The sequence below is a fragment of the Streptomyces sp. NPDC101151 genome (assembly GCF_044768335.1).
Lineage (GTDB): Bacteria > Actinomycetota > Actinomycetes > Streptomycetales > Streptomycetaceae > Streptomyces.
This window is the reverse complement of record NZ_JBIWPP010000026.1, coordinates 98,152-121,015: the sequence shown is the minus strand read 5'-3', so window position 1 is coordinate 121,015 and position 22,864 is coordinate 98,152. Positions and strand designations below refer to the sequence as shown.

The 22,864-nt window shown below is 70.2% G+C and carries 19 protein-coding genes; 9 read left to right on the top strand and 10 right to left on the bottom strand.

The annotated features are described in order from the left end of the window. The first annotated feature begins 63 nt into the window (after positions 1-63). The gene (locus ACIRU3_RS34605; RefSeq protein ID WP_404064995.1) at positions 64-507 is read left to right on the top strand and encodes an RrF2 family transcriptional regulator; all 444 of its coding nucleotides are present in this window, start codon (positions 64-66) and stop codon (positions 505-507) included. A gap of 37 nt (positions 508-544) precedes the next feature. Here the strand turns inward: ACIRU3_RS34605 and ACIRU3_RS34600 are convergent, their stop codons facing one another. Beyond that, the gene (locus tag ACIRU3_RS34600; protein WP_404064993.1) at positions 545-1,729 is read right to left on the bottom strand and encodes a globin domain-containing protein; all 1,185 of its coding nucleotides are present in this window, start codon (positions 1,727-1,729) and stop codon (positions 545-547) included. A 312-nt stretch (positions 1,730-2,041) separates the two neighbouring features. Between ACIRU3_RS34600 and glnA the strand changes: the two genes are divergently transcribed. Then, a complete protein-coding gene (gene glnA / locus ACIRU3_RS34595; protein ID WP_404064990.1) occupies positions 2,042-3,403 on the top strand; it encodes a type I glutamate--ammonia ligase in 1,362 nt (453 codons plus the stop codon). A gap of 224 nt (positions 3,404-3,627) precedes the next feature. Next, positions 3,628-3,849 carry a hypothetical protein gene (locus tag ACIRU3_RS34590; protein ID WP_404064987.1) on the top strand — a complete coding sequence of 74 codons (222 nt, stop codon included), beginning with the start codon at positions 3,628-3,630 and terminating at the stop codon, positions 3,847-3,849. Between the two features lie 637 nt (positions 3,850-4,486). Here ACIRU3_RS34590 and ACIRU3_RS34585 read toward each other — a convergent pair. The 7 genes from ACIRU3_RS34585 to ACIRU3_RS34555 form a co-directional block, all read right to left on the bottom strand. After that, positions 4,487-5,206: a DUF2637 domain-containing protein gene (locus ACIRU3_RS34585; protein WP_404064984.1), complete on the bottom strand. Its 720-nt coding sequence runs from the start codon at positions 5,204-5,206 to the stop codon at positions 4,487-4,489. A gap of 15 nt (positions 5,207-5,221) precedes the next feature. Continuing rightward, positions 5,222-5,503 carry a hypothetical protein gene (locus ACIRU3_RS34580; RefSeq protein ID WP_404064982.1) on the bottom strand — a complete coding sequence of 94 codons (282 nt, stop codon included), beginning with the start codon at positions 5,501-5,503 and terminating at the stop codon, positions 5,222-5,224. A 165-nt stretch (positions 5,504-5,668) separates the two neighbouring features. Further along, positions 5,669-6,682 (bottom strand): TolB family protein, encoded by a 1,014-nt coding sequence (locus tag ACIRU3_RS34575; protein ID WP_404064979.1) that lies wholly within the window; start codon positions 6,680-6,682, stop codon positions 5,669-5,671. Then, the gene (locus ACIRU3_RS34570; RefSeq protein WP_404064977.1) at positions 6,679-8,037 is read right to left on the bottom strand and encodes an MFS transporter; all 1,359 of its coding nucleotides are present in this window, start codon (positions 8,035-8,037) and stop codon (positions 6,679-6,681) included. The genes ACIRU3_RS34575 and ACIRU3_RS34570 overlap by 4 nt, the downstream gene beginning before the upstream one ends. Position 8,038: 1 nt before the next feature. Further along, positions 8,039-8,926 carry an alkaline phosphatase family protein gene (locus ACIRU3_RS34565; RefSeq protein WP_404064974.1) on the bottom strand — a complete coding sequence of 296 codons (888 nt, stop codon included), beginning with the start codon at positions 8,924-8,926 and terminating at the stop codon, positions 8,039-8,041. 111 nt (positions 8,927-9,037) lie between these two features. After that, positions 9,038-9,490: a VOC family protein gene (locus ACIRU3_RS34560; protein ID WP_404065017.1), complete on the bottom strand. Its 453-nt coding sequence runs from the start codon at positions 9,488-9,490 to the stop codon at positions 9,038-9,040. After that, a complete protein-coding gene (locus ACIRU3_RS34555) occupies positions 9,490-9,996 on the bottom strand; it encodes a pyridoxamine 5'-phosphate oxidase family protein (RefSeq protein WP_404064971.1) in 507 nt (168 codons plus the stop codon). Before ACIRU3_RS34555 ends, ACIRU3_RS34560 begins: the two co-directional genes overlap by 1 nt. Positions 9,997-10,495: 499 nt before the next feature. Here ACIRU3_RS34555 and ACIRU3_RS34550 point away from each other — a divergent pair, with 499 nt between their 5' ends. Beyond that, a complete protein-coding gene (locus ACIRU3_RS34550; RefSeq protein WP_404064968.1) occupies positions 10,496-13,510 on the top strand; it encodes a bifunctional [glutamine synthetase] adenylyltransferase/[glutamine synthetase]-adenylyl-L-tyrosine phosphorylase in 3,015 nt (1,004 codons plus the stop codon). An 8-nt stretch (positions 13,511-13,518) separates the two neighbouring features. Here the strand turns inward: ACIRU3_RS34550 and ACIRU3_RS34545 are convergent, their stop codons facing one another. Together ACIRU3_RS34545 and ACIRU3_RS34540 are read right to left on the bottom strand one after the other, a co-directional pair. Further along, on the bottom strand, positions 13,519-14,379 hold the full coding sequence (locus ACIRU3_RS34545) for a phosphatase PAP2 family protein (protein WP_404064966.1): 861 nt from the start codon (positions 14,377-14,379) through the stop codon (positions 13,519-13,521). 128 nt (positions 14,380-14,507) lie between these two features. Continuing rightward, positions 14,508-15,551, bottom strand: a complete 1,044-nt coding sequence (locus ACIRU3_RS34540) for a LacI family DNA-binding transcriptional regulator (RefSeq protein ID WP_404064963.1) — start codon at positions 15,549-15,551, stop codon at positions 14,508-14,510. A gap of 450 nt (positions 15,552-16,001) precedes the next feature. Between ACIRU3_RS34540 and ACIRU3_RS34535 the strand changes: the two genes are divergently transcribed. The 5 genes from ACIRU3_RS34535 to ACIRU3_RS34515 all read left to right on the top strand — a co-directional run bounded on the left by ACIRU3_RS34535 (position 16,002) and on the right by ACIRU3_RS34515 (position 22,755). Then, positions 16,002-17,273 carry an extracellular solute-binding protein gene (locus tag ACIRU3_RS34535; RefSeq protein ID WP_404064960.1) on the top strand — a complete coding sequence of 424 codons (1,272 nt, stop codon included), beginning with the start codon at positions 16,002-16,004 and terminating at the stop codon, positions 17,271-17,273. A gap of 101 nt (positions 17,274-17,374) precedes the next feature. Then, positions 17,375-18,379 (top strand): carbohydrate ABC transporter permease, encoded by a 1,005-nt coding sequence (locus ACIRU3_RS34530; RefSeq protein WP_404064958.1) that lies wholly within the window; start codon positions 17,375-17,377, stop codon positions 18,377-18,379. Positions 18,380-18,398: 19 nt separating this feature from the next. Beyond that, the gene (locus ACIRU3_RS34525) at positions 18,399-19,304 is read left to right on the top strand and encodes a sugar ABC transporter permease (protein ID WP_404064956.1); all 906 of its coding nucleotides are present in this window, start codon (positions 18,399-18,401) and stop codon (positions 19,302-19,304) included. 203 nt (positions 19,305-19,507) lie between these two features. Then, a complete protein-coding gene (locus tag ACIRU3_RS34520; RefSeq protein ID WP_404064953.1) occupies positions 19,508-21,244 on the top strand; it encodes a glycoside hydrolase family 13 protein in 1,737 nt (578 codons plus the stop codon). 137 nt (positions 21,245-21,381) lie between these two features. Further along, positions 21,382-22,755 (top strand): alpha-amylase family protein, encoded by a 1,374-nt coding sequence (locus ACIRU3_RS34515; protein WP_404064950.1) that lies wholly within the window; start codon positions 21,382-21,384, stop codon positions 22,753-22,755. Positions 22,756-22,864 lie beyond the last annotated feature (109 nt).

Here is a 22,864-nt window from a genome sequence, read left to right as displayed (position 1 = left end):
CGTAGGGAGGGCACGGCAAGCGGATAATTTGAACACGGGATGCGCATTACCTACGCTCGCGGTATGCGGCTGCTGCGCTCCACCGACCTGGCCCTGCGCGTCCTCATGCGGCTCGCCGTCGCGGGCGACGCGAGTCCCACGACCCGCCAGGTCGCGGCGGACATGGACGTGCCCTACACGCATGCCGCGAAGGTCGTCGCCGAACTCCAGCACCTGGGTCTGGTCGACGCCCGCCGGGGCAGGGGCGGCGGCCTGTCCCTCAGCGAACGGGGCCGTACGGCGTCCGTGGGGGCGGTCGTGCGCACCTTCGAGGGCGAGGGCGACGTGGTCGACTGCGAGGGCGCGACCCCTTGCCCCCTGAACTCCGGCTGCCGCCTGCGGGGGGCCCTGCGCCGGGCCCGGGAGGCCTTCTTCGGGGCACTGGACCCGGTGACGGTCTCCGACATCGTCTCCGACCCGACGGGACCGCTGCTGCTGAGCATCTCCGTGGGGCCGCCGGGCGGCTGAGGGCCGGCGACGCCGGCGGGGTGGCGTCGGACACCCCCTAGCCCTGTGGCGCCCACAGGTCCGGCCCGAACACCTCGTAGTGGATGTCGGCCGGGGCCACGCCCTTTTCGAGCAGCTGGGTGCGCACCGCGCGCAGGAAAGGCAGCGGGCCGCACAGGTACGCGCGCGTGCCGGCCGGTACGGCGAGGTCGGTCAGGTCGACCAGCCCGGTGCGGGCGCCGGGCTCGGCGTCCCGCTCGTAGAAGAAGTGGGCCACCGCGTCCGGCAGCTTCGCCGTGTACGCCGTGTGGTCGGTGCGCAGGGCGTGGTCGGCGGGGGAGCGGTCGCCGTGGACGACGGTGACCGGGGCGTGGTGGCCGTCGGCCGAGAGCGAGGCCAGCATCGCGACCATCGGGGTCACGCCGATGCCGGCCGAGGCGAGGAGAAGAGGGCGGTCGCCGTCGGTGTCCAGGACCAGGTCGCCGTACGGCTCGGACAGCTCCAGGACGTCGCCCTCGCGCACGCGCGCGTGCAGATGGTGCGAGACCTCGCCGTCCGGCGTCGTACCGCTGTGCACACGCTTGACGCTGAACTGCCGGACCGCGCCACCCGGGGCCCCGGAGAGGCTGTACTGCCGTATCTGCCGGGCCCCGTCGGGCAGCGTGACACGCACGGAGACGTACCGGCCCGCACGGAAGTCCCGCACCGGGCCGCCGTCCGCCGGCCGCAGCCGGAAGGTGACGACGTCGGCGGTCTCGGCGGTCCGCTCGACGACCTCCCACCGCCGCCACCCGGGGCTGCCGCTCTCCTCGTGCAGCCGTTTCTCGATGGCGATGAGCGCGTACGCCATCAGCCAGTAGACCTCGTCCCAGGCGGCGGCCACCTCGGGCGTGACGGCCTCGCCGAGGACCTCGGCGATGGCGGCGAGGAGGTGCTCGTGGACGACTTCGTACTGCTCGGGCGCGATCCCCAGGGAGGCGTGCTTGTGCGCGATGCGGCCGAGCAGGGCGTCGGGCCGCCGGTCCGGGTGGTCCAGCAGGTGCGTGGCGAAGGCGGCGATGGCACCGGCCAGCGCCTGCTTCTGGGCTCCGGAGGCCTGGTTGCCCCGGTTGAACAGATCCCGCAGCAGTTCGGGGTGGGCGGTGAAGAGGCGGGCGTAGAAACGCTCGGTGATCTCGCCGATGGCCGCGCCGACGGCGGGGAGGGTGGCGCGGACGGTGGCTGCGGACGGCTCGGACAGCATCGGGGCTCCTTACGGCCCGGCCGGATGACCGGCACGTTATTAAAACTTGCATCTGAGATGCAAATTAAAGTGGTGTGTGGTGCCGCTCATGCGGGAAGCGGATCGGCCATTACGGATGTCGGTGCGAGCAGGCAAGATGGGCGACAGAGCAGTACACCTGCCGTACGACAGGCGTTCAGGCCGAGGATGCTCGGGCGATCAAGGTCCGCAACGCGCATGAAATGCTGTTGTGGTGGGATGCTCAGGTGCCCGACCGCCTCCGGTCACGCGGGGACACAGGCGGCCTGACCAGCAAGGATGGGGAAGCGGAAGATGGACAAGCAGCAGGAGTTCGTGCTCCGGACCTTGGAGGAGCGCGACATCCGGTTCGTACGCCTGTGGTTCACGGACGTGCTGGGCTTCCTCAAGTCCGTGGCCGTGGCTCCGGCCGAGCTGGAACAGGCCTTCGACGAGGGCATCGGCTTCGACGGCTCCGCCATCGAGGGCTTCGCCCGGGTCTACGAGTCCGACATGATCGCCAAGCCGGACCCCTCCACCTTCCAGGTCCTGCCGTGGCGCGCGGAGACCCCCGGCACGGCCCGCATGTTCTGCGACATCCTCATGCCGGACGGCTCCCCGTCCTTCGCGGACCCGCGCTACGTGCTCAAGCGCGCCCTGGCCCGCACCTCCGACCTGGGCTTCACCTTCTACACCCACCCCGAGATCGAGTTCTTCCTGCTGAAGGACCGCCCGCTGGACGGCTCCCGCCCCACCCCGGCCGACAACTCGGGCTACTTCGACCACACCCCGACCAACGTCGGCATGGACTTCCGCCGCCAGGCGATCACCATGCTGGAGTCGATGGGCATCTCGGTCGAGTTCTCCCACCACGAGGGCGCCCCGGGCCAGCAGGAGATCGACCTCCGCTACGCCGACGCCCTCTCGACGGCGGACAACATCATGACGTTCCGCCTGGTCATGAAGCAGGTGGCGCTGGAGCAGGGCGTGCAGGCGACCTTCATGCCGAAGCCTTTCTCCGAGCACCCGGGCTCCGGCATGCACACCCACCTGTCCCTCTTCGAGGGCGACCGCAACGCCTTCTACGAGTCCGGTGCGGAGTTCCAGCTCTCCAAGGTCGGCCGTTCCTTCATCGCGGGTCTGCTCAAGCACGCGGCGGAGATCTCCGCGGTCACCAACCAGTGGGTGAACTCCTACAAGCGCATCTGGGGCGGCTCCGAGCGCACCGCCGGCGCCGGCGGCGAGGCCCCCTCGTACATCTGCTGGGGCCACAACAACCGCTCGGCCCTGGTCCGCGTCCCCATGTACAAGCCCGGCAAGACCGGCTCCGCGCGCGTGGAGGTCCGCTCCCTGGACTCCGGCGCCAACCCGTACCTGGCCTACGCCCTCCTCCTCGCCTCCGGCCTCAAGGGCATCGAGGAGGGCTACGAACTCCCGCCGGGCGCCGAGGACGACGTCTGGGCCCTCTCGGACGCCGAGCGCCGCGCGATGGGTATCGAGCCCCTGCCGCAGAACCTCGGCGAGGCCCTGACCCTGATGGAACGCAGCGACCTCGTCGCCGAGACGCTCGGCGAGCATGTCTTCGACTTCTTCCTGCGCAACAAGCGGGCCGAGTGGCACGAGTACCGCTCGGAGGTCACGGCGTTCGAGCTGCGGAAGAACCTGCCGGTGCTGTAGGGGCAGGTCAGCGCGGGATTCCGCCGAAACGATCCCGTGGGGCCGACGGTCACGGACCGTCGGCCCCATCGCGTCTCACAGACCTTGGGCCGTCTCCGCGCCGTCCGGCGCTGGACCGGCGCCCTCGCGCAGGCCCCGGCCCCGCTCCTGAAGCGGGTCTCGCCGTGTGGATCTGTGTCGACGGCCACAGCGAACGGGATACACGTAGGCGCATACTGAGGCCAATGACAAAGCCTGCTGCACCGAAGCGCCATCTGCCTACCAGCCCCTTCAAGGCCCCGGTCACACCTGCTCCCAAGCACTTCGCCGTGGGCGACCAGGTCACACACGACATGTACGGACTCGGCCGAGTGATCGGCATCGAGGACGGAATCGCCGCGCTCGTCGATTTCGGCTCCGCGCAAAAGCGGATCTTGAGCCCGTACGCCAAGATGACCAAGCTGTAGGACCGCTGTGCCCGGTCACGGCACACCAGGCCCCTTCAGGGGCCTGTAGGGAAAGAGAGCCATCTCATCGATCTGACGTCGCTGTTCTCCGCCCCGGAAGGGCAAACCCGCTGCTCCACTGCAGCATCGCCGCCCCCGACGACAAACCCCTTCCAGGCCCCCGACTTCGGGGAAGACGAGACCTCGCTGTACGAGGACCCACAGGAGCCCGCCCCGGGCACGCGCTCGGCACGGCCCAAGGCGGCCTAGTGCCGCGGCAGGCAACGTTCGCCCCGTCGCGACGCCCGGCACGCTCCCCCAGCGGGGGAACCCCCACTCGCCGCACCGGCCGAAAGCCCGAGTACGTCCAGTACGAGGGCTTCCGGCCGGCACGCCGAGAGCACGCACCGGACGCCGCTCCTTGACGGGCAAACGTTGCCTGCCGCGGCACTAGCTCCACACCGGCCGGTGAGCCGTGGGCTGTCCGGTGCCACCGCGCACGGTCGTTCAAGCGAGACCCGAAGCTGCCGTCACGCCGGCGGTCAGTCGCCCGCCTGCCGGTGCTGCAAGGGCAGTTCGGAGCCGTTTCTCCGGCGGACAGCGAGCGGGGCCTGCGGTCATCGACCGCAGGCCCCGCTCGCTGTCCACGCCGTCCGTCTCATCCGCCCCGGGACGTCCGTCCAGTCGTGGGGGCGGGGCGCTGCCGATGCCGGGAGATGCGCTGGCGCGGCGGCCGGGTCAGCGTGATCTGCCGGACCAGTTGCTGGAAGCAGGTCAGCGCCGCGAGCGCCGGCAGGGCGGCCGCGGCGATGCCGGTGAAGGTCCTGTCGGCCTTGGCCACGCAGAGTGCCATCGCGAGGGACGAGAACAGCAGGACGACGCACCAGGAGTGCAGAGCGCGCCGCTGGTGCAGGGCGGTCCGCAGGATGGAGAGCGAGGCCACCATCCAGGGGCCGTAGATCAGAAGGGGCCACCAGTGCGATGTCTCGCCATCCGCGCCGGAGGCGATGTGCTGCAGCGGCGCGTAGGCGACCATGCCGCCGAAGACGCTCACCATCGCCACGATGACGGCCGCCAATGCGGCGATCACAAAACTGACCGTCTGCAACCAACTGAAGCGGAGTTTGCGGGTTCGCACCTTCCGATGGGCGGCGGACGCCCGCCGGATCGGCGGCAACTCACTGGTGATCTTCGCCAGGTTGTCCATCGGGTCGCCGGTGAGGTCGACGCCGGACGTCGGCTCGCTCCGAGGTGGTGGCACGACAGCCGCCTGCTGCGCCGTCGCGGCGTCCTGCAAGAGGTTGGTGAGTTCCTCGACCGGGTCCCAGCCCTCTTCCAGCGGAACCGCCGCATAGAGATCCGTGTATTCGTTATTCACGGAGATTCGCCCCCGTCACGTGGCCGCGTGGCAGCCGGACCGCCCCTGGTCGGTCCACCGCCGGCCGAGTTCCTCCTCGGTCGCGTCCAGCACCCTCAAGAACTCGCTGAGCAGCGACCCGGTGGCCCGCAGTTCGATCCATGCGTCGTCACCGTGCAAGGTGTCGCTGGCATCAGCCGATGAGTACGCCGCGGCAGGCGTGAAGGTGTAACGCCCCATCATCGTGGAACGGGCCGCGGGCAGATCCTCCGCTGCCCCTCCGGGACGGCGAGGGTCGAAGAGCCTTGCTTTCGTCATATTCCGCTAACGCCGTCCCACTCCTCCAGATGCGCGGCAATCGAGTGAGTCTAATTCGAAGAAATCAATGGCGACATCATCTTTAATGAGAGTCGACTTCACCTGTTCAACACCTGAAGAGTCAAGCGGTTTGTCTTTTAAATTCTTCTCGGAAAGGAGAAAGAATCAGAAGACGGGGGAGAGGCCGGCCGTCAGGAGGCGCCGGGGAGCGCCGGTCCCGTCCGCCGGGACTTCGTACAGGTCCGCCCCGTAGTCCCCGGGCAGCGCGTACACGATCGTATGCGCGTCCCGCCACACCGCCTGGTCGTCCACGCTTCTGGGTTCGGCCAGCGGGGTTTCCCGCATCGTTCCCAGATCCAGGACATACAGATGCCAGGGGGCGTCCTCGGGCAGGCCCTTGGCGCGCTTCTTGTACGCGATGCGGGTGCCGTCGGGGGACAGGGACGGGCACTCGACGTTCGTGTGCAGGGTGGTGACCGTGCGCGTCCGCAGGTCGCCCCGGACCAGATAGGTACTCCCCTTGGTGGCCAGCGTCGCATAGAACGTGCGGTCGTCCGGGGCGAACGTCACGCCCCAGAAATTGGTGTCCGCCGCCCGGTAGGGGTGTCCGTCCTTGACGATCCGGAAGGCCTCGAGGGACGGGATCAGCTCGCCCGTGCGGGTGTCCGCGATCGCCGTGCGCGTGGAGAAGTTCGTGCCCGCGTACGAGTCACCGCCCACGAACGCCGTCCAGGCGGCGAAGTGGCCGGTGGGGGAGACGCGGGCGCGGGAGGGGATGCCCGGGACGTCGTAGCGGTCCCGGGTGCGCAGGCGGGCGTCCAGGATCAGGGCGCGGTAGGTGTCGGAGACCGGGCCGTGCACCGCCTGCAGGCAGACTCCGGTGCCCGACGCGGCGTAGAAACGCAGGCACTTGACACCCGAGGCGGTGCGCGCGGCGGACGGGTCCGCGGCGGGGACGGTGGTCAGCTCGTCGCGGTGCGGGCCCCACGCCATGTTGCGGAACACCAGGCGGCCGTGCCCGGTCAGGGTCACCGTGCCTGCGGTGACCTTCGGGCCGCCCGACTGCGTCTGGTCGCGCCGGTCCGCGCGCGCCGAGGCGTGCAGGACGGCCGCCAGCCCGACCGCCGCCAGCACGGCGACGGCCGAGAGCAGAATCAGGATGCGGGTGCGTACGGTCATGCGGTCACGGAGCCTTCCGGTGCGGTGCTGGGACGCAGGGTGAGGGAGAACGCCGCGCACACGGCCAGCGCCAGCGCCGCCCCCGCCAGCGCCGCGCGGTCGCCCCACACCGTCCAGGCCGCGCCGAACATCAGCGAGCACGCGAAGCGGGCCAGCGCCTGCCCGGTCTGTACGACGGCCAGGCCGGACGAGCGCAGCGCCTCCGGTACGCCCTCCGAGGCCGCCGCCATCAGCACGCCGTCGGTGGCCGCGTAGAAGCCGCCGTGCAGGGTCAGGACGACATAGGGCAGGGCCGTGCCGTGCCAGGAGGTGAGCAGCAGCGCGTACGCGACGAGCAGGGCCCCGTGACCGGCCAGGAAGACGGCCCACCGGCCGACCCGGTCCGCGAGCCGGCCGAGCGGCATCGCCAGCAGCAGGAACGCGGCGGCCGTGCCGATCGGCAGCAGCGCGAACCAGCGGTCGGGGACCCCCAGGCGGCGCTGCAGCAGCAGGTAGACGAAGGAGTCGCTGACCGTGGCCAGGCCCAGCAGCAGGGCACAGACGGTGATCCGGCGCAGATCGCGCCGGCGGAGCAGCCCGACGGCGGCGCGCAAGGTGGGCCGTGCACCGTCCTGGGCGGCACTGTCCCGGGCGGCACCGTCCCGTGCGGCACCCTTCCGTGCGGCACCCTCACGACGGCCGCCCGGCACGAACAGCACCAGCACCAGCACCCCGAAGACCGCCACGCAGAAGCTGACCGTGAACACCGCGTCGTAGCCGTCCACCGTGGCCCGCAGGATCAGGAAGGCCACCAGCGGGCCGAACAGGGCGCCCGCGGTGTCCATCGCGCGGTGCACCCCGAAGGCCCGTCCCCGGGTCTCCGGCGTGCTGGACAGGGAGATCAGCGCATCCCGGGGAGCCGTGCGCAGGCCCTTGCCGGTGCGGTCGGCGGCCAGGATCAGCCCGATGGGGGTGAGTGAGTGCGCCATCAGCAGCAACGGCTTGCACAGTGCCGACACGCCGTAGCCGAACCCGGCCACCCACTTGTGCCGTCCGCCGCCCCGGTCGGCCAGGTGCCCGCCCGCCAGCCGTACGAGGGCCGAGAAGCCGTTGTAGATCCCGTCGAGCAGCCCGAAGCCCAGCGGGGACAGACCGAGCCCCGCCACCAGGTACAGCGGCAGCACCGCCGTCACCATCTCGGACGACACGTCGGTGACCAGGCTGACCGTGCCGAGGGCGAGCACGGTGGGGGCGATCGCGGCACGGCGCCGCCCGGCCGAGGGCCGGACGACGCCTTCCGCGGACGCCGATGGGGTTCCCCCCGCGCGAGCGTCGTCGAGCGTGGGGGAGTTCGCGCGGCTGTCCGCTACGTACACGTCAGGACGTCCAGATGCCGGTGATGTCCTTGGCGGAGGCCGCGTTGCCCGCGTGCGTGGTCAGACCCTGGGTGTCCTCCAGGGTGCGCAGCAGGTCGTAGTGGTTGTAGGTGGTGGAGGACGACGACCCCGCCGTGACGGGCTGGCCGTACAGGACGGTCGGGATGCGGTTGCCGCTGAGCCGGTTGTCCTCGTCGAAGGTGACGACGAGCAGGCTGTTGTGGGTCTTGGCCCAGGTGGCGTAGGCACCGAGGTTGTTCTTCAGCCAGGTGTCACCGCTCGACACCGAGCAGTCGTGCATGTCGCTGCACAGGTTCGGGACGACGAACGACAGCTGGGGCAGCGTCGAGTAGTCCGTCGGGAACTGCGTGAAGGTCTTGGCGCTCGACGTCGGCACGTTGCTGAACCCGAACCACGGGTTGTGCTTGCGCGCGTACTTGCCGCTGCTGCACGTGGTCGAGCCCTGGCTGGGCAGGGTCTCGTTGTAGCTGGCCCAGCTGCGGCCGGCCGCGATCAGCTCGGAGGCCAGGTTCGGCGCCGAGGAGAAGCCGGGGGTGTAGCAGCTGTCGCTGGTGATGCCCTGGGTGGAGCCGGAGAAGAGGGCGAAGTAGTTGGGCTGGCTCGGGTGGGTCTCGGCGTAGGACTGGCTGAGGTTGGCGCCGCCGGACTTGAGCGAGTTGATGTACGGGGCGCTGGAAGAGCCGATGACCTGGCTGTACGCGTGGTTCTCGAAGACCACGACGACCACGTGGTCCGGGCTCGGCACGGCGCCCGCGGCGTGCGCGGTCTCGCCGCCGAGCCCGGTCCACACGCCGAACGAGGCCGCGGCGAGGGCTGCGGCGGACGCCACGACCGTGCGGGCACGGCTGTACACGGAACTGCCGGACACATCAACCTCCGGAGGGGGGGAAGGACGGGGCTGGCGGTGCGGACAGAGCATGCACACGCCAACATTCCCCCGTCCCAAGTCACCCAACCCGGCGGATGAAGACCACGTGAACTACTGCTCGCGGTGGGCCGGCGCGGCCAGCACCTCATGCAGCGGCTCGGTGGCCCGCCGCTTGTACTCCTGGACGGCCCACCCGTTCCCGTCGGGGTCCTTGAAGTACATGAAGGTGGCCCCGTCCTGCGGCGCGAACTGCACCGGCTCGCTCACCTCGAGCCCCCGCGCGGTCAGCTCCTCGTAGGCGGCCTTGGCATCGGTCACGCACAACTGCATCCCGTGATACGTCCCCGGCCGAGGCGTCCCGGTCGGCACCTGCAGCCCGTCGACGAGCGCGATGGAACACCCCGACCCGGGCGGCGTGAGCTGCACGATCCGCACGCCCTCCAGCACTTCCCCGTCCAGATCGACATGGAAGCCGACCTTGTCCCGGTAGAACTCCTTGGCCCGGTCCACGTCGGACACGGGCAGCAGGACGACTTCGAGGCTCCTTCGTCGGCTCGTACGGATCACCCGAGCCGCCACCGCGTCTGGCTGAACGGCTCGCCCTTACCGAAGCCGAAAACGGTGTCCGGGGCCACCGAAAACACGAAAGCCCGCCCCGGCCCGTGATGGAAGCAGCCGTCCCGGACCTCGTAGTGCCAGAAGGCGCCGTACTTCGCCTCCCAGGCCGCCGCGAGCACACGCAGCCGCTCGTCGTCGGACACGCGCACGGCCTCGCCCTCCACCACGACGTCGTACCCCTTGGTCCAGCTGTTCGTGCCGGTCGTCAGCACGACATGCGGGTTCTGGGCCAGGTTGCGCGCCTTGCGCTCACCTGGCCCGGTACCGAAGTGCAGGGCCCCGTCCCGCCACACCGCCAGCACCGGAGTGACATGCGGCCGCCCGTCCGGCCGCATGGTCGAGATCCAGAACAGCTCCGCCTCCTCCAGCACGGCCTCGGCCTCGGACCAGGAATGCGCCGTGGTCCCCTCGCTGCTGTAACGCGGATCCAGCTCGCCCTCGGGCTGCGACATGAGCGCCTCCTACGTAGTTGCCCCCAGGGATGCAGACCCCCCGACGACGCGCAACTCATCGCCGCGGCCGCAGACGGCTGGCAGGGGACGTGCCGGGTGGTGTCCGCCCGCAGCGGTCGGCGCACACTCCGTCCACCCTTCCCCGAACTGTCCGCCGGACCGGGGTCGGACACCACCCGGCGCGGCCCCGACCCACCACGACGAGCGCGCCCCGAGCCACCACGCACCGTCAGGGGCGTCGCAGACATCCACAACGCACCGTCGCAGGCAGGGACGCGAGCCACCACGCACCGCAGGCCCCCGGCGCCGGCCACAACGCACCGTCACGGGCGCCGCAGGCATGCCGGGCCACAACCCACCGCCAGGCCGCCGCAGGCATCCCGCGCAAGCCACGACCCAGCGCCCCGGCCGCCACAGGCAGCCCGTTTCCCCAGAGCCACTCCCGCCCGCTACGGCTAGGCTCTGGCCAGGACGTACCAGATCCCAGGGGAGGCCGCGGATGACGCCGGGGCGCAGGAGCAGTACCTTCACGCGACTGCTGCGGCACGGTTTCACCGACCCGTCCGCCGCCGAGCGCCTCCTGGACAGCGCGGAGCTGGCCGCCGTCCGCGATGACCCGTTCCTCCTGGAGGCCCTGGGCGCCACCGCCGACCCCGACCTCGCCCTGCACGGCCTGGTACGGCTTCTGGAGGCCCAGCCGGCCCCCAGCGACCGCCGCGAGCTGCTGGACACCCTGATCGCGGCCAAACCCCTCCGCGACCGCCTCCTCGGCGTCCTCGGCGCCTCCGCCGCCCTCGCCGACCACCTCGCCCGCCACCCGAGCGACTGGCAGGCCCTGGTCACTTACGAGCCCCAGGATCTGCACCCGGGGGTGGAGGAGTTCGAGCGTGGCCTCGCCGAGGCCACCGACCCCGTCTCCCTCCGCGTGGCCTACCGCCGCTGTCTGCTGTCGATAGCGGCACGTGACGTGTGCGGCACCACGGACCTCGCCGAGACAGCGGCCGAACTGGCCGACCTCGCCACGGCCACCCTGCGCGCGGCCCTGGCCCTGGCGGCAGCGGCCGCCCCCGACGACGCCCGTGCCTGCCGCCTCGCGGTGATCGCGATGGGCAAGTGCGGCGGCCACGAGCTGAACTACGTCTCCGACGTGGACGTGATCTTCGTGGCGGAGGCCGTGGAGGGCGCGGACGAGGCCAAGGCACTCAAGTCGGCGACCAAACTGGCCTCGCACATGATGCGGATCTGCTCCGAGACCACGATCGAGGGCTCGATCTGGCCGGTGGACGCCAACCTGCGCCCCGAGGGCCGCAACGGCCCCCTCGTCCGCACCCTCAGCAGCCACCTCGCCTACTACCAGCGCTGGGCCAAGACCTGGGAGTTCCAGGCCCTGCTCAAGGCCCGCCCGGTCGCCGGGGACGCGGAGCTGGGACAGGCGTACGTCGACGCGCTCCAGCCCCTCGTGTGGCAGGCCGCCGAGCGCGAGAACTTCGTCGCCGACGTGCAGAAGATGCGCCGCAGGGTGGTCGAGAACATCCCCGCGTCCGAGATCGAACGCGAACTGAAACTCGGCCCGGGCGGCCTCAGGGATGTCGAGTTCGCCGTACAGCTCCTGCAGTTGGTGCACGGCCGCACCGACCCCTCGCTGCGCAGCGGCACCACCCTCGACGCCCTCCAGGCCCTCGCGGCCGGCGGCTACGTGGGCCGGCTGGACGCCGCCCGCCTGGACGAGGCCTACCGCTTCCTGCGCGCCATGGAGCACCGCATCCAGCTGTACCGGCTGCGCCGCACCCACCTCGTCCCCGAGGCCGAGGCCGACCTGCGGCGTCTCGGCCGCTCGCTGGGCCTGCGCACCGACCCGGTGACCGGGCTGCTGCGCGAGTGGAAGCGGCACACCGGCGTCGTACGCCGTCTGCACGAGAAGCTCTTCTACCGCCCGCTGCTCGACGCCGTCGCCCAACTCGCTCCCGGCGAGGCCAGGCTGAGCGCGGAGGCGGCCCGCGAACGCATGGTCGCGCTCGGTTACGCCGATCCGGCCTCCGCCCTGCGCCATCTGGAGGCGCTGGCCTCCGGCGTCTCCCGCAAGGCGGCCATCCAGCGCACCCTGCTGCCCGTCCTGCTGGGCTGGTTCGCCGACTCCGCCGATCCGGACGCGGGCCTGCTCAACTTCCGCAAGGTCTCCGACGCCCTCGGCAAGACCCCCTGGTATCTCAGACTGCTCAGGGACGAGGGCGCCGCGGCCGAGAACCTGGCCCGCGTCCTGTCGGCGGGCCGCCTCGCCCCCGACCTGCTCATGCGCGCTCCCGAGGCGGTGGCCCTGCTCGGCGACGGCACCGGCAGCGGCGGAGCCGGCGGCGGCCTCGAACCGCGCGACCGCGCCCAGCTGGAGCAGGAGGTCCTCGCCGCCGTGGGCCGTGCCGAGAACGCCGAGCAGGGCGTCACCGCGGCCCGTGGCGTCCGCCGCCGCGAGCTGTTCCGCACGGCCGCCGCGGACATCGTCTTCTCCTACGGCACCGAGACCACTCCCGCGGAGCCGGACCAGGGCGCCCTGGTGGACCGGGTCGGCGCAGCCGTCTCGGACCTGACGGCGGCCACCCTCGCGGGCACCCTGCGCGCGGTGGTCCGCGCCGGCTGGGGGGACACCCTGCCGACCCGGTTCGCGATCATCGGGATGGGCCGCTTCGGCGGTCATGAACTGGGCTACGGCTCCGACGCCGACGTACTGTTCGTGCACGAGCCGCAGGACGGCGTGGACGAGCAGGAGGCCGCGACGGCCGCCAGCAAGGTCGTCGCCGAGATGCGCCGCCTGCTGCAACTGCCCAGCGCCGACCCGCCACTGCTGATCGACGCCGACCTGCGCCCCGAGGGCAAGTCCGGACCGCTGGTGCGCACCCTGAAGTCGTACGAGGCCTACTATCGCCGCTGGTCCCTGGTCTGGGAGTCGCAGGCGCTGCTGCGGGCCGAGCCCGTCGCCGGGGACGAGGCCCTGGCCCGCCGCTTCACCGAGCTGATCGACCCGCTGCGCTACCCGGAGCGGGGCCTGGGCGACGACGAGGTCCGTGAGATCCGCAGGCTGAAGGCCCGCATGGAGTCCGAGCGGCTGCCCCGCGGCGCCGACCCCAGACTGCACACCAAGCTCGGCCCCGGCGGTCTGTCCGACGTCGAGTGGACCGTCCAGCTGCTCCAGATGCGGCACGGCTGGCACGAACCCGTCCTGCGCACCACCCGCACCCGCGAGGCCCTGTTCGCCGCCCACGAGGCCGGGCTGCTGGCCGCCGTGGACGCGGCCGTGCTGGACGAGGCATGGGTGCTGGCCACCCGGGTGCGCAACGCGGTGATGCTGGTCCGCGGCCGGGCCGGGGACACCTTCCCCACCGATCCCCGCGAGCTGGCCGCGGTCGGCCGCTACCTGGGCTACGGCGCCGGGCACGTCGGGGACATGCTGGACGCCTACGGCCGTATCACCCGACGGGCGCGCACGGTCGTGCAGGACCTGTTCTACGCGGACGGGACCTGAGCCGGCTGCTACGCGGACGGGGCCTGGGCCGGCGCGGCGACCCGGGCGGGCTCGGGCCCCGGCAGGCTGTACGGCAGGCTGCCGTACCAGAGCCGGGCCACCGTGAAACCGAAGGCCAGGCAGAGGACACCGCCCACCGCGTCCAGCCAGAAGTGGTTGGCCGTGGCAACGATCACCACCAGGGTCGCCACCGGGTAGAGCAGGCCCAGCGCCCGCACCCACGGCACGGACGCCAGCGCGAAGATCGTCAGCCCGCACCACAGCGACCAGCCGATGTGCATCGACGGCATCGCCGCGTACTGGTTGGACATGTGCTTCAGGTCGCCCGAGGCCATGGAGCCCCAGGTGTGGTGCACCATGACGGTGTCCACGAAGCGCCCGCCGTTCATGAGCCGGGGCGGGGCCAGCGGGAACAGGTAGTAGCCGACCAGGGCGACGCCGGTGGTCGCGAACAGCACCAGCCGGGTCGCCGCATAGCGGCCGGGATGCCAGCGATAGAGCCACACCAGGACACCCAGCGTGACCACGAAATGCAGGGTGGCGTAGTAGTAGTTCATGCCGATGATCAGCGAAGTCGCCGAGTTCACGGCGTGGTTGACCGACTCCTCGACGGCGATGCCGAGCTGGTGCTCGACGCGCCAGACCCAGTCGGCGTTGCGCAGAGCCTCCGCCTTCTGCTCCGGGACCGCGTTGCGGATCACGGAGTACGTCCAGTAACTCACCGCGATCAGCAGGATCTCGAACCACAGCCGGGGCCTGCGGGCACGGCGCAGCCGATGCAGCAGACCCTGTCTGTCCTCGCCCGTGACGGCCTGCGGAACGGCCACCTCCTCGCGACCTTCCGAATCTGTCACGGTCGAGTCACTCATAGGCACAGAGTCTGCCAGAAAAGGCTTCCTCGCCAGATCATCCCAAGGTTGGGTCCGCCGTGCACGTTCTACGACATACGGAGGACTTCCACCCCTGACCGCTGTTGATCATCCGCGATCGGGACAGATCACCCGCGACTGCGGTCACTCCGGTCACCCGGCGCCGAGGCGGTCGAACCCCGCACCACCAGCTCCGGCATGAACACGAACTCGCTGTGCGGCGCGGGTGTCCCGCCGATCTCCTCCAGCAGCGTGCGCACCGCCGCCTGTCCCATCGCCGGGACCGGCTTGCGCACCGTGGTCAGCGGCGGGTCGGTGAACGCGATCAGCGGGGAGTCGTCGAAACCCACCACCGAGACGTCCCGCGGCACCTCCAGACCCAGTTGCCGCGCCGCCCGTATCGCGCCGAGCGCCATCATGTCGCTCGCGCACACCACCGCCGTGCAGTTCCGCTCGATCAGCGCGGTCGCGGCCGCCTGGCCGCCCTCCAGCGTGTACAGCGAGTGCTGGATCAGCTCGGTCTCGACCGTCTCGGCGTTCAGCCCCACCTGGTCCTGCATGGCGCGCACGAAGCCCTCGATCTTACGCTGCACCGGCACGAAGCGCTTCGGGCCGAGCGCCAGCCCGATCCGGGTGTGGCCCAGCGACGCCAGGTGCGTCACCGCCAGCGTCATCGCGGCCCGGTCGTCGGGGGAGATGAACGGCGCCTGCACCTTCGGCGAGAACCCGTCCACCAGGACGAACGGCACGCCCTGCGCCCGCAGCTGCTCATAGCGCTGCATGTCGGCGGTGGTGTCGGCGTGGAGCCCGGAGACGTAGATGATCCCCGCCACCCCACGGTCAACCAGCATCTCGGTCAGCTCGTCCTCCGTGGACCCGCCGGGGGTCTGGGTGGCGAGCACCGGGGTGTAGCCCTGTCGGGTCAGTGCCTGACCGATGACCTGGGCCAGAGCCGGGAATATCGGGTTCTCCAGCTCCGGGGTGATCAGGCCCACCAGGCCCTCGCTGCGCTGCCGCAGCCGTACCGGACGCTCGTAGCCGAGCACGTCCAGCGCGGCCAGCACGGACTGGCGGGTGGTGGCGGCTACGCCCGGCTTCCCGTTGAGGACGCGGCTGACGGTCGCTTCGCTCACCCCCGCCTGCGCAGCGATATCCGCAAGCCGTGTGGTCACGGCACCGGACTGTACCGGCCGCACCTCTCCTTGCACACCGACGGGACGCCGTGCGCGTGCGGTCCCGCGGCCAGCCGTGGATTGCTGCGTCATCGCACTCCTCGTGCTTCTTCGGTGTCCTTGTCGGCTCTTGTGAAGCCGATGTCCGGTCCGCAAGGGATGATCCCGGCGCCGGAAGCGGATGGCAAGAGCTTGCAGAGTCTTGCACAAGTGTCCGTCAACCCGCCGACCGGCGGTAGAGCGGGGTTGCGACGGGGGTCGACCCAGGTCACGACGAGGTAACCGCCGTGTTCTCTTGCACTTTTTTTCTGCAAGGTCTTTCGCAACGCTTACATCGCTGTTACGTTCCGAGTCGCCCGGCCGCCGCAACGGCGCTGTCGGCAAGTCGCAGGGGTGGCGGACGGGACCGCCCACTGCACCACTCGGGCTTTTCACCCTCAAGGAGAACTCATGCGGCGTGGCATAGCGGCCTCCGCGCTGGTGGCGTCCCTCGCCCTGGCGGCGACGGCGTGCGGCGGGAGCGACAGCGACAGCAAGTCGGACGGTCCGGTCACCATCACCTGGTGGGACACCTCCAACGCCACCAATGAGGCACCGACGTACAAGGCCCTGGTCTCGCAGTTCGAGGCGGCCAACAAGGACATCAAGGTCAAGTACGTCAACGTCCCCTTCGACCAGGCGCAGAACAAGTTCGACACGGCGGCCGGCTCGAAGGGCGCCCCGGACATCCTGCGCTCCGAGGTCGGCTGGACCCCCGCCTTCGCGAAGAAGGGCTACTTCCTGCCGCTGGACGGCACCGACGCCCTCACCGAGCAGGGCAAGTTCGAGCCGAACCTGATCAAGCAGGCCCAGTACGAGGGCAAGACCTACGGCGTGCCGCTGGTCACCGACACCCTCGCCCTGGTCTACAACAAGGCCCTGTTCAAGAAGGCCGGCATCACCGAGGCCCCCAAGACCTGGGACGAGCTGAAGTCCGACGCCGCCAAGGTCAAGGCCAAGGCCGGCGTGGACGGCTACTGGGGCTCCACCCAGGCCTACTACGCCCAGTCCTTCCTGTACGGCGAGGGCACCGACACCGTCGACGCCACCGCCAAGAAGATCACCGTGAACTCGGCCACCGCCAAGAAGGCCTACGGCACCTGGCTGAACCTGTTCTCCGGCAAGGGCCTGCACAAGGCCGACACCACCGCCGACGCCTACGCCCACATCCAGGACGCGTTCGTCAACGGCAAGGTCGCCGCGATCGTCCAGGGCCCCTGGGAGATCACGAACTTCTACAAGGGCAAGGCCTTCACGGACAAGTCCAACCTCGGCATCGCCACCGTCCCGGCCGGCGCCTCCGGCAAGGCGGGCGCCCCGACCGGCGGCCACAACCTCTCGGTCTACGCCGGCTCCGACAAGGCCCACCAGGCCGCGGCGCTGAAGTTCGTCGAGTTCATGACCTCGGCGAAGTCCCAGGAGACGATCGCCCTGAAGAACTCCACGCTGCCCACCCGTGGCGACGCGTACACCGCCCAGGTCAAGGCCGACCCCGGCATCGCGGGCTACCAGGGCGTCCTCGCCGCCGCCCAGCCCCGCCCGGCGCTGCCCGAGTACAGCTCCCTGTGGGGCCCGCTGGACATCGAGCTGCCCAAGGTCGCCGGCGGCAAGGAGTCGCTGGACAAGGGCCTGAGCAACGCCGAGGTGGCCATCACCAAGCTGGTGCCCGACTTCAGCAAGTGACACCCGCGTGGCCGTCGGATGCTCCCTGAAGGGGGGGAAGGATCCGACGGCCACCGGCCTGTGCCCAGCCCAACCCCTGAACCATCAGAAGGTGTCGAACCATGACAGTCGCCATCGACCGCGCGACCGGCAAGCGCCGCGGTGACCGCGCGCCTCGGCCCGGGCTGGGGCAGCGCCTGAAGAACGGCTACCAGAAGCACTGGTACGCCTACGCGATGATCGCCCCGGTGGTCGTCGTGCTCGGCGTCATCGTGGGCTACCCCCTCGTACGGGGCCTCTACCTGACCCTCACCGACGCCAACAGCCTCAACTCGGCGCGCACCATCGGCGTCAATCACATCGACGCCACCTACAAGTTCATCGGGATCGACAACTACAAGGACATCCTGTTCGGCCCGCTGGCGTACGACCGCTTCTGGTCGCACTTCCTGTGGACCGTCTTCTGGACGGCCGCCTGCGTGGCCCTGCACTACGTCATCGGCCTCGGCCTCGCGCTCATGCTCAACCAGAAGCTGCGCGGCCGCACCTTCTACCGGCTGATGCTGGTCCTGCCCTGGGCCGTGCCGACCTTCGTCACCGTCTTCTCCTGGCGGATCATGCTCGCCGACTCCGGCGTGCTCAACCAGGTCCTGGACGGCCTCCACCTGCCGCAGCCGCAGTGGCTGGAGGACACCTTCTGGCAGCGGTTCGCCGCGATCATGGTCAACACCTGGTGCGGTGTGCCGTTCATGATGCTCTCGCTGCTCGGCGGCCTGCAGTCCATCGACCCCTCGCTCTACGAGGCCGCGGAGATGGACGGCGCGAGCGCCTGGCAGCGCTTCCGGCACGTCACACTGCCGGGTCTGCGCTCGGTCAGCTCCACCGTGGTGCTGCTCGGCATCATCTGGACCTTCAACCAGTTCGCCATCATCTTCCTGCTGTTCGGCCCCACCGGTGCGCCCGACGCCCAGATCCTCGTCACCTGGGCCTACTACCTGGGCTTCGGACAGCAGCCGCGCGACTTCGCCCAGTCCGCCGCGTACGGCGTCCTGCTGCTGTCGATCCTGACCGTCTTCACCTCCTTCTACTTCCGCTGGCTGAAGCGCAATGACCAGCTCGCCGTCTGACGCCGCAGGAGCCGCTGCCATGAGCACCACGACCCTCGAAAAGACCGGGACCGGGCCCGCCCCCACCGCGCAGCCCCCGCGCCGCACGCGCCGGCGGGGCGAACGCGGCCCGCTCGGCGTCGCCCTCCTGCACGGCGGCCTCGCCGTCGCGAGCCTGATCGCGCTGGCCCCGGTGGCCTGGCTGATCTTCCTGTCCCTCGGCCCGGACAAGGACGACTACCTGCACCCGGGCAAGATCCTGGGCAAGCTCACCTTCTCCAACTACAGCTTCGTGCTGCAGCACACCGCCTTCTTCGACTGGTTCAAGTCGACGATGATCGTGGCCCTCGGCACCACCCTCATCGGTGTCTTCGTCGCGGCCACCACCGGCTACGCCGTCTCGCGCATGCGCTTTCCCGGCTACAAGTCGCTGATGTGGGTGCTGCTGCTCACCCAGGCCTTCCCGATCGCCATCCTGATCGTGCCGATGTACGAGATCTTCAGCGAACTCGGTCTCATCGACACCTACTGGTCGCTGATCGTCATCAACTGCACCACGGCCGTGCCGTACAGCGCCTGGCTGCTCAAGGGGTACTTCGACACCATCCCCTTCGAGATCGACGAAGCGGGACGCGTGGACGGCCTCAGCCCCTTCGGCACCTTCTTCCGGCTGATCCTGCCGCTGGCCCGCCCCGGGCTGGCCGTCGCCGCCTTCTACAACTTCATCACCGCCGTCGGCGAGGTCGCCTTCGCGACCACCTTCATGCTCGACGACTCCAAGTACACCTTCGCCGTGGGTCTGCAGACCTTCGTCAGTGAGCACGACGCGCAGTGGAACTACATGGCCGCCACCGCGGTACTGATCGCGATACCCGTGTCCGTGTTCTTCTACCTGGTGCAGAAGAACCTCGTCACCGGCCTGACCGCAGGCGGCACCAAGGGCTGAGTCCCCTTTCCGCACAGGGCTCCCGCGCGGCTGACCGCGCGGGTAGGCGGCCGCGGTGTCCATCCGACCCCGCTGACACCGCGGCCGCCTCGCACACCCTCGGCCCCCGGCCCGCGCCGCCGTACCACGCCCCTCCCGGCTCTCGGCTTCGCTCGAGCCCGGAGGGACCCCCACACCGAACTCCCATACGCATCAAGGAAGCCATGAGCCAGCAGCACCCTGCAGCCCCGGCCAACGACTCCGCCGTCGTCACCGTCGCCAAGCGCCGCGACTGGTGGCGGGACGCGGTGATCTACCAGGTCTATCCGCGCAGCTTCGCCGACAGCAACGGCGACGGCATGGGCGACCTGGAGGGCGTACGCTCCCGACTCCCGTACCTGCGCGACCTCGGCGTGGACGCCGTATGGCTCAGCCCCTTCTACGCCTCCCCGCAGGCCGACGCCGGCTACGACGTCGCCGACTACCGCGCCGTCGACCCCATGTTCGGCAACCTGCTCGACGCCGACGCACTGATCCGCGACGCGCACGAACTGAGCCTGCGCATCATCGTCGACCTGGTCCCCAACCACTCCTCCGACCAGCACGAGTGGTTCAAGCGGGCGCTCGCCGAGGGCCCCGGCTCCCCGCTGCGCGACCGCTACCACTTCCGCTCCGGCAAGGGCGCCGGCGGCGAACTCCCGCCCAACGACTGGGAGTCCATCTTCGGCGGCCCGGCCTGGACCCGGGTGACCGAGCCGGACGGCACCCCCGGCGAGTGGTACCTCCACCTCTTCGCCCCCGAGCAGCCCGACTTCAACTGGGAACACCCCGCGGTCGGCGACGAGTTCCGCTCGATCCTCCGCTTCTGGCTGGACATGGGCGTCGACGGCTTCCGCATCGATGTCGCTCACGGACTGGTGAAGGCGGAGGGCCTTCCGGACCTCGGCTCCCACGACCAGCTCAAACTGCTGGGCAACGATGTCATGCCGTTCTTCGACCAGGACGGCGTGCACGCCATCTACCGGCAGTGGCGCACGATCCTCGACGAGTACGCGGGAGGCAAGGAGGGGCCCGAAGGGCCTTCCGCGGCAGGGCGGTGGGGGGAGGCGGGCGGGCGGATCTTCGTCGCGGAGGCCTGGACCCCGACCGTCGAGCGCACCGCGAACTACGTCCGCCCCGACGAACTCCACCAGGCCTTCAACTTCCAGTACCTGAGCACGGAGTGGGACGCGGCGGAACTGCGCACGGTCATCGACCGGACCCTGGAGGTGATGCGCCCCGTCGGCGCACCCGCCACCTGGGTCCTGTCCAACCACGACGTCACCCGGCACGCGACCCGCTACGCCAACCCGCCCGGTCTCGGCACCCAGATCCGCACGGCCGGCGACCGCGAGCTGGGCCTGCGCCGCGCCCGCGCCGCCACCCTCCTCATGCTCGCCCTGCCCGGCTCGGCGTACATCTACCAGGGAGAGGAACTGGGTCTCCCGGACGTCGTGGACCTCCCCGACGAGGTGCGCCAGGACCCCGCGTACTCCCGGGGCGCCGGCCAGGACGGTTTCCGTGACGGCTGCCGGGTGCCGATCCCGTGGACCCGCGAGGGCTCGTCCTACGGCTTCGGCAGCGGTGGCAGCTGGCTGCCCCAGCCGCCGGCCTGGGCCGAGCTGAGCGTGGAGGCGCAGACGGGCGTCCCCGACTCGACGCTGGAGCTGTACCGCTCGGCGCTGAGCGTGCGCCGGTCGCAGCCCGACCTGGGCGCGGGCGAGGCGGTGGAGTGGCTGCGGGCGCCCGAGGGCGTCCTGGCCTTCCGGCGGGGCGAGTTCGTGTGCGTCGCGAACACGACCGGTGAGTCCGTGACGACGACCTCCCACGGCCGCGTCCTGCTGACCAGCGGTGAAGTGACCGAGGCGGACGGCGAGGCGAAGGTGCCGGCCGACACGACGGTGTGGTGGAGCACGGCCTGACGGCCAGTCACCAGGTAACTCTTGCAGCAACTTCACACGGCCCGCTGCCCTTTTGGGTGGCGGGCCTTTAACATCTCCGCCACCGCAAGTTTCAGCAAGGTTTCAGCAAGAGCCTTCAACGACGAAGGAACCCCCACATGGCACGCAGAACCCTCTCCGGCGCGCTCGCCCTCACGGCCGCCGCTCTTGTCATGACCCCGACCGTCGCCCAGGCCTCCCCGCCCGGCACCAAGGACGTCACCGCCGTCCTCTTCGAGTGGAACTACGCCTCGGTGGCCCGCGAGTGCACCACCGCTCTCGGCCCCGCCGGTTATGGATACGTCCAGGTCTCCCCGCCCGCCGAGCACATACAGGGCTCGCAGTGGTGGACGTCGTACCAGCCGGTGTCGTACAAGATCGCGGGCCGCCTCGGCGACCGCACCTCGTTCCAGAACATGGTGAACACCTGCCACACGGCCGGTGTGAAGGTCGTGGTCGACACTGTCATCAACCACATGTCGGCCGGCTCGGGCACCGGCACCGGCGGCTCGTCGTACACGAAGTACACCTACCCGGGCCTCTACTCCTCCTTCGACTTCGACGACTGCACGGCGCAGGTCTCGAACTACTCCGACCGCTGGAACGTCCAGCACTGCGAACTCGTCGGCCTTGCCGACCTGGACACCGGCGAGGAGTACGTCCGCAAGACGATCGCGGGCTACCTGAACGACCTGCTCACCCTCGGCGTGGACGGCTTCCGCGTCGACGCGGCCAAGCACATCCCGGCCGACGACCTGGCCAACATCAAGAGCCGCCTGACCAATCCCTCCGTCTACTGGAAACAGGAGGTCATCTACGGCGCGAACGAGGCCGTCCAGCCCACCGAGTACACCGGCAACGGAGACGTCCAGGAGTTCCGCTACGCCTACGACCTCAAGCGTGTCTTCACCAACGAGAAGCTGGCGTACCTGACCAACTACGGCGAGGGCTGGGGCTATCTGAACAGCTCCGTGGCCGGCGTCTTCGTCGACAACCACGACACGGAGCGCAATGGCTCGACCCTGAACTACAAGGACGGCGCGAACTACACCCTGGCCAACGTCTTCATGCTGGCGTACCCCTACGGCGCCCCGGACATCAACTCGGGCTACGAGTGGTCGGACGTGGACGCCGGCCCGCCCGACGGCGGCTCGGTCACCGCCTGCTGGCAGAACGGCTGGAAGTGCCAGCACGCCTGGCCGGAGATCAAGTCCATGGTCGCCTTCCGCAACGCGACGCGCGGCCAGGCGGTCGCCAACTGGTGGGACAACGGCAACAACGCGATCGCTTTCGGCCGCGGCAGCAAGGGCTATGTGGCGATCAACCACGAGACGTCGTCGCTGACCCACACCTACCAGACGTCCCTGCCCGCCGGGACGTACTGCAACGTGCAGAACAGCACCACGGTGACGGTGAACTCCAGCGGCCAGTTCACCGCCACCCTCGGCACGAACACCGCGCTGGCGATCTACGTCGGCAAGTCGGCCTGCTGAGCCGGGCGGGGGGGGGGCCCCCCCCCCCCCCCCGGGGGGGGCCCCCCCCCGGGGGAAATGTTTTAACAGGAATGAAACCAAAAGAAGTTAAAAAAGAGGTAGAGACGAG

Coding starts and splice junctions, on each gene's coding strand:
- ACIRU3_RS34515 (WP_404064950.1), top strand. CDS start 21,382: ATGGCACGCAGAACCCTCTCCGGCGCGCTCGCCCTCACGGCCGCCGCT.
- ACIRU3_RS34525 (WP_404064956.1), top strand. CDS start 18,399: ATGAGCACCACGACCCTCGAAAAGACCGGGACCGGGCCCGCCCCCACC.
- ACIRU3_RS34520 (WP_404064953.1), top strand. CDS start 19,508: ATGAGCCAGCAGCACCCTGCAGCCCCGGCCAACGACTCCGCCGTCGTC.
- ACIRU3_RS34580 (WP_404064982.1), bottom strand. CDS start 5,503: ATGACGAAAGCAAGGCTCTTCGACCCTCGCCGTCCCGGAGGGGCAGCG.
- ACIRU3_RS34545 (WP_404064966.1), bottom strand. CDS start 14,379: ATGAGTGACTCGACCGTGACAGATTCGGAAGGTCGCGAGGAGGTGGCC.
- ACIRU3_RS34600 (WP_404064993.1), bottom strand. CDS start 1,729: ATGCTGTCCGAGCCGTCCGCAGCCACCGTCCGCGCCACCCTCCCCGCC.
- ACIRU3_RS34535 (WP_404064960.1), top strand. CDS start 16,002: ATGCGGCGTGGCATAGCGGCCTCCGCGCTGGTGGCGTCCCTCGCCCTG.
- ACIRU3_RS34555 (WP_404064971.1), bottom strand. CDS start 9,996: ATGTCGCAGCCCGAGGGCGAGCTGGATCCGCGTTACAGCAGCGAGGGG.
- ACIRU3_RS34530 (WP_404064958.1), top strand. CDS start 17,375: ATGACAGTCGCCATCGACCGCGCGACCGGCAAGCGCCGCGGTGACCGC.
- ACIRU3_RS34590 (WP_404064987.1), top strand. CDS start 3,628: ATGACAAAGCCTGCTGCACCGAAGCGCCATCTGCCTACCAGCCCCTTC.
- ACIRU3_RS34605 (WP_404064995.1), top strand. CDS start 64: ATGCGGCTGCTGCGCTCCACCGACCTGGCCCTGCGCGTCCTCATGCGG.
- ACIRU3_RS34575 (WP_404064979.1), bottom strand. CDS start 6,682: ATGACCGTACGCACCCGCATCCTGATTCTGCTCTCGGCCGTCGCCGTG.
- ACIRU3_RS34550 (WP_404064968.1), top strand. CDS start 10,496: ATGACGCCGGGGCGCAGGAGCAGTACCTTCACGCGACTGCTGCGGCAC.
- glnA (WP_404064990.1), top strand. CDS start 2,042: ATGGACAAGCAGCAGGAGTTCGTGCTCCGGACCTTGGAGGAGCGCGAC.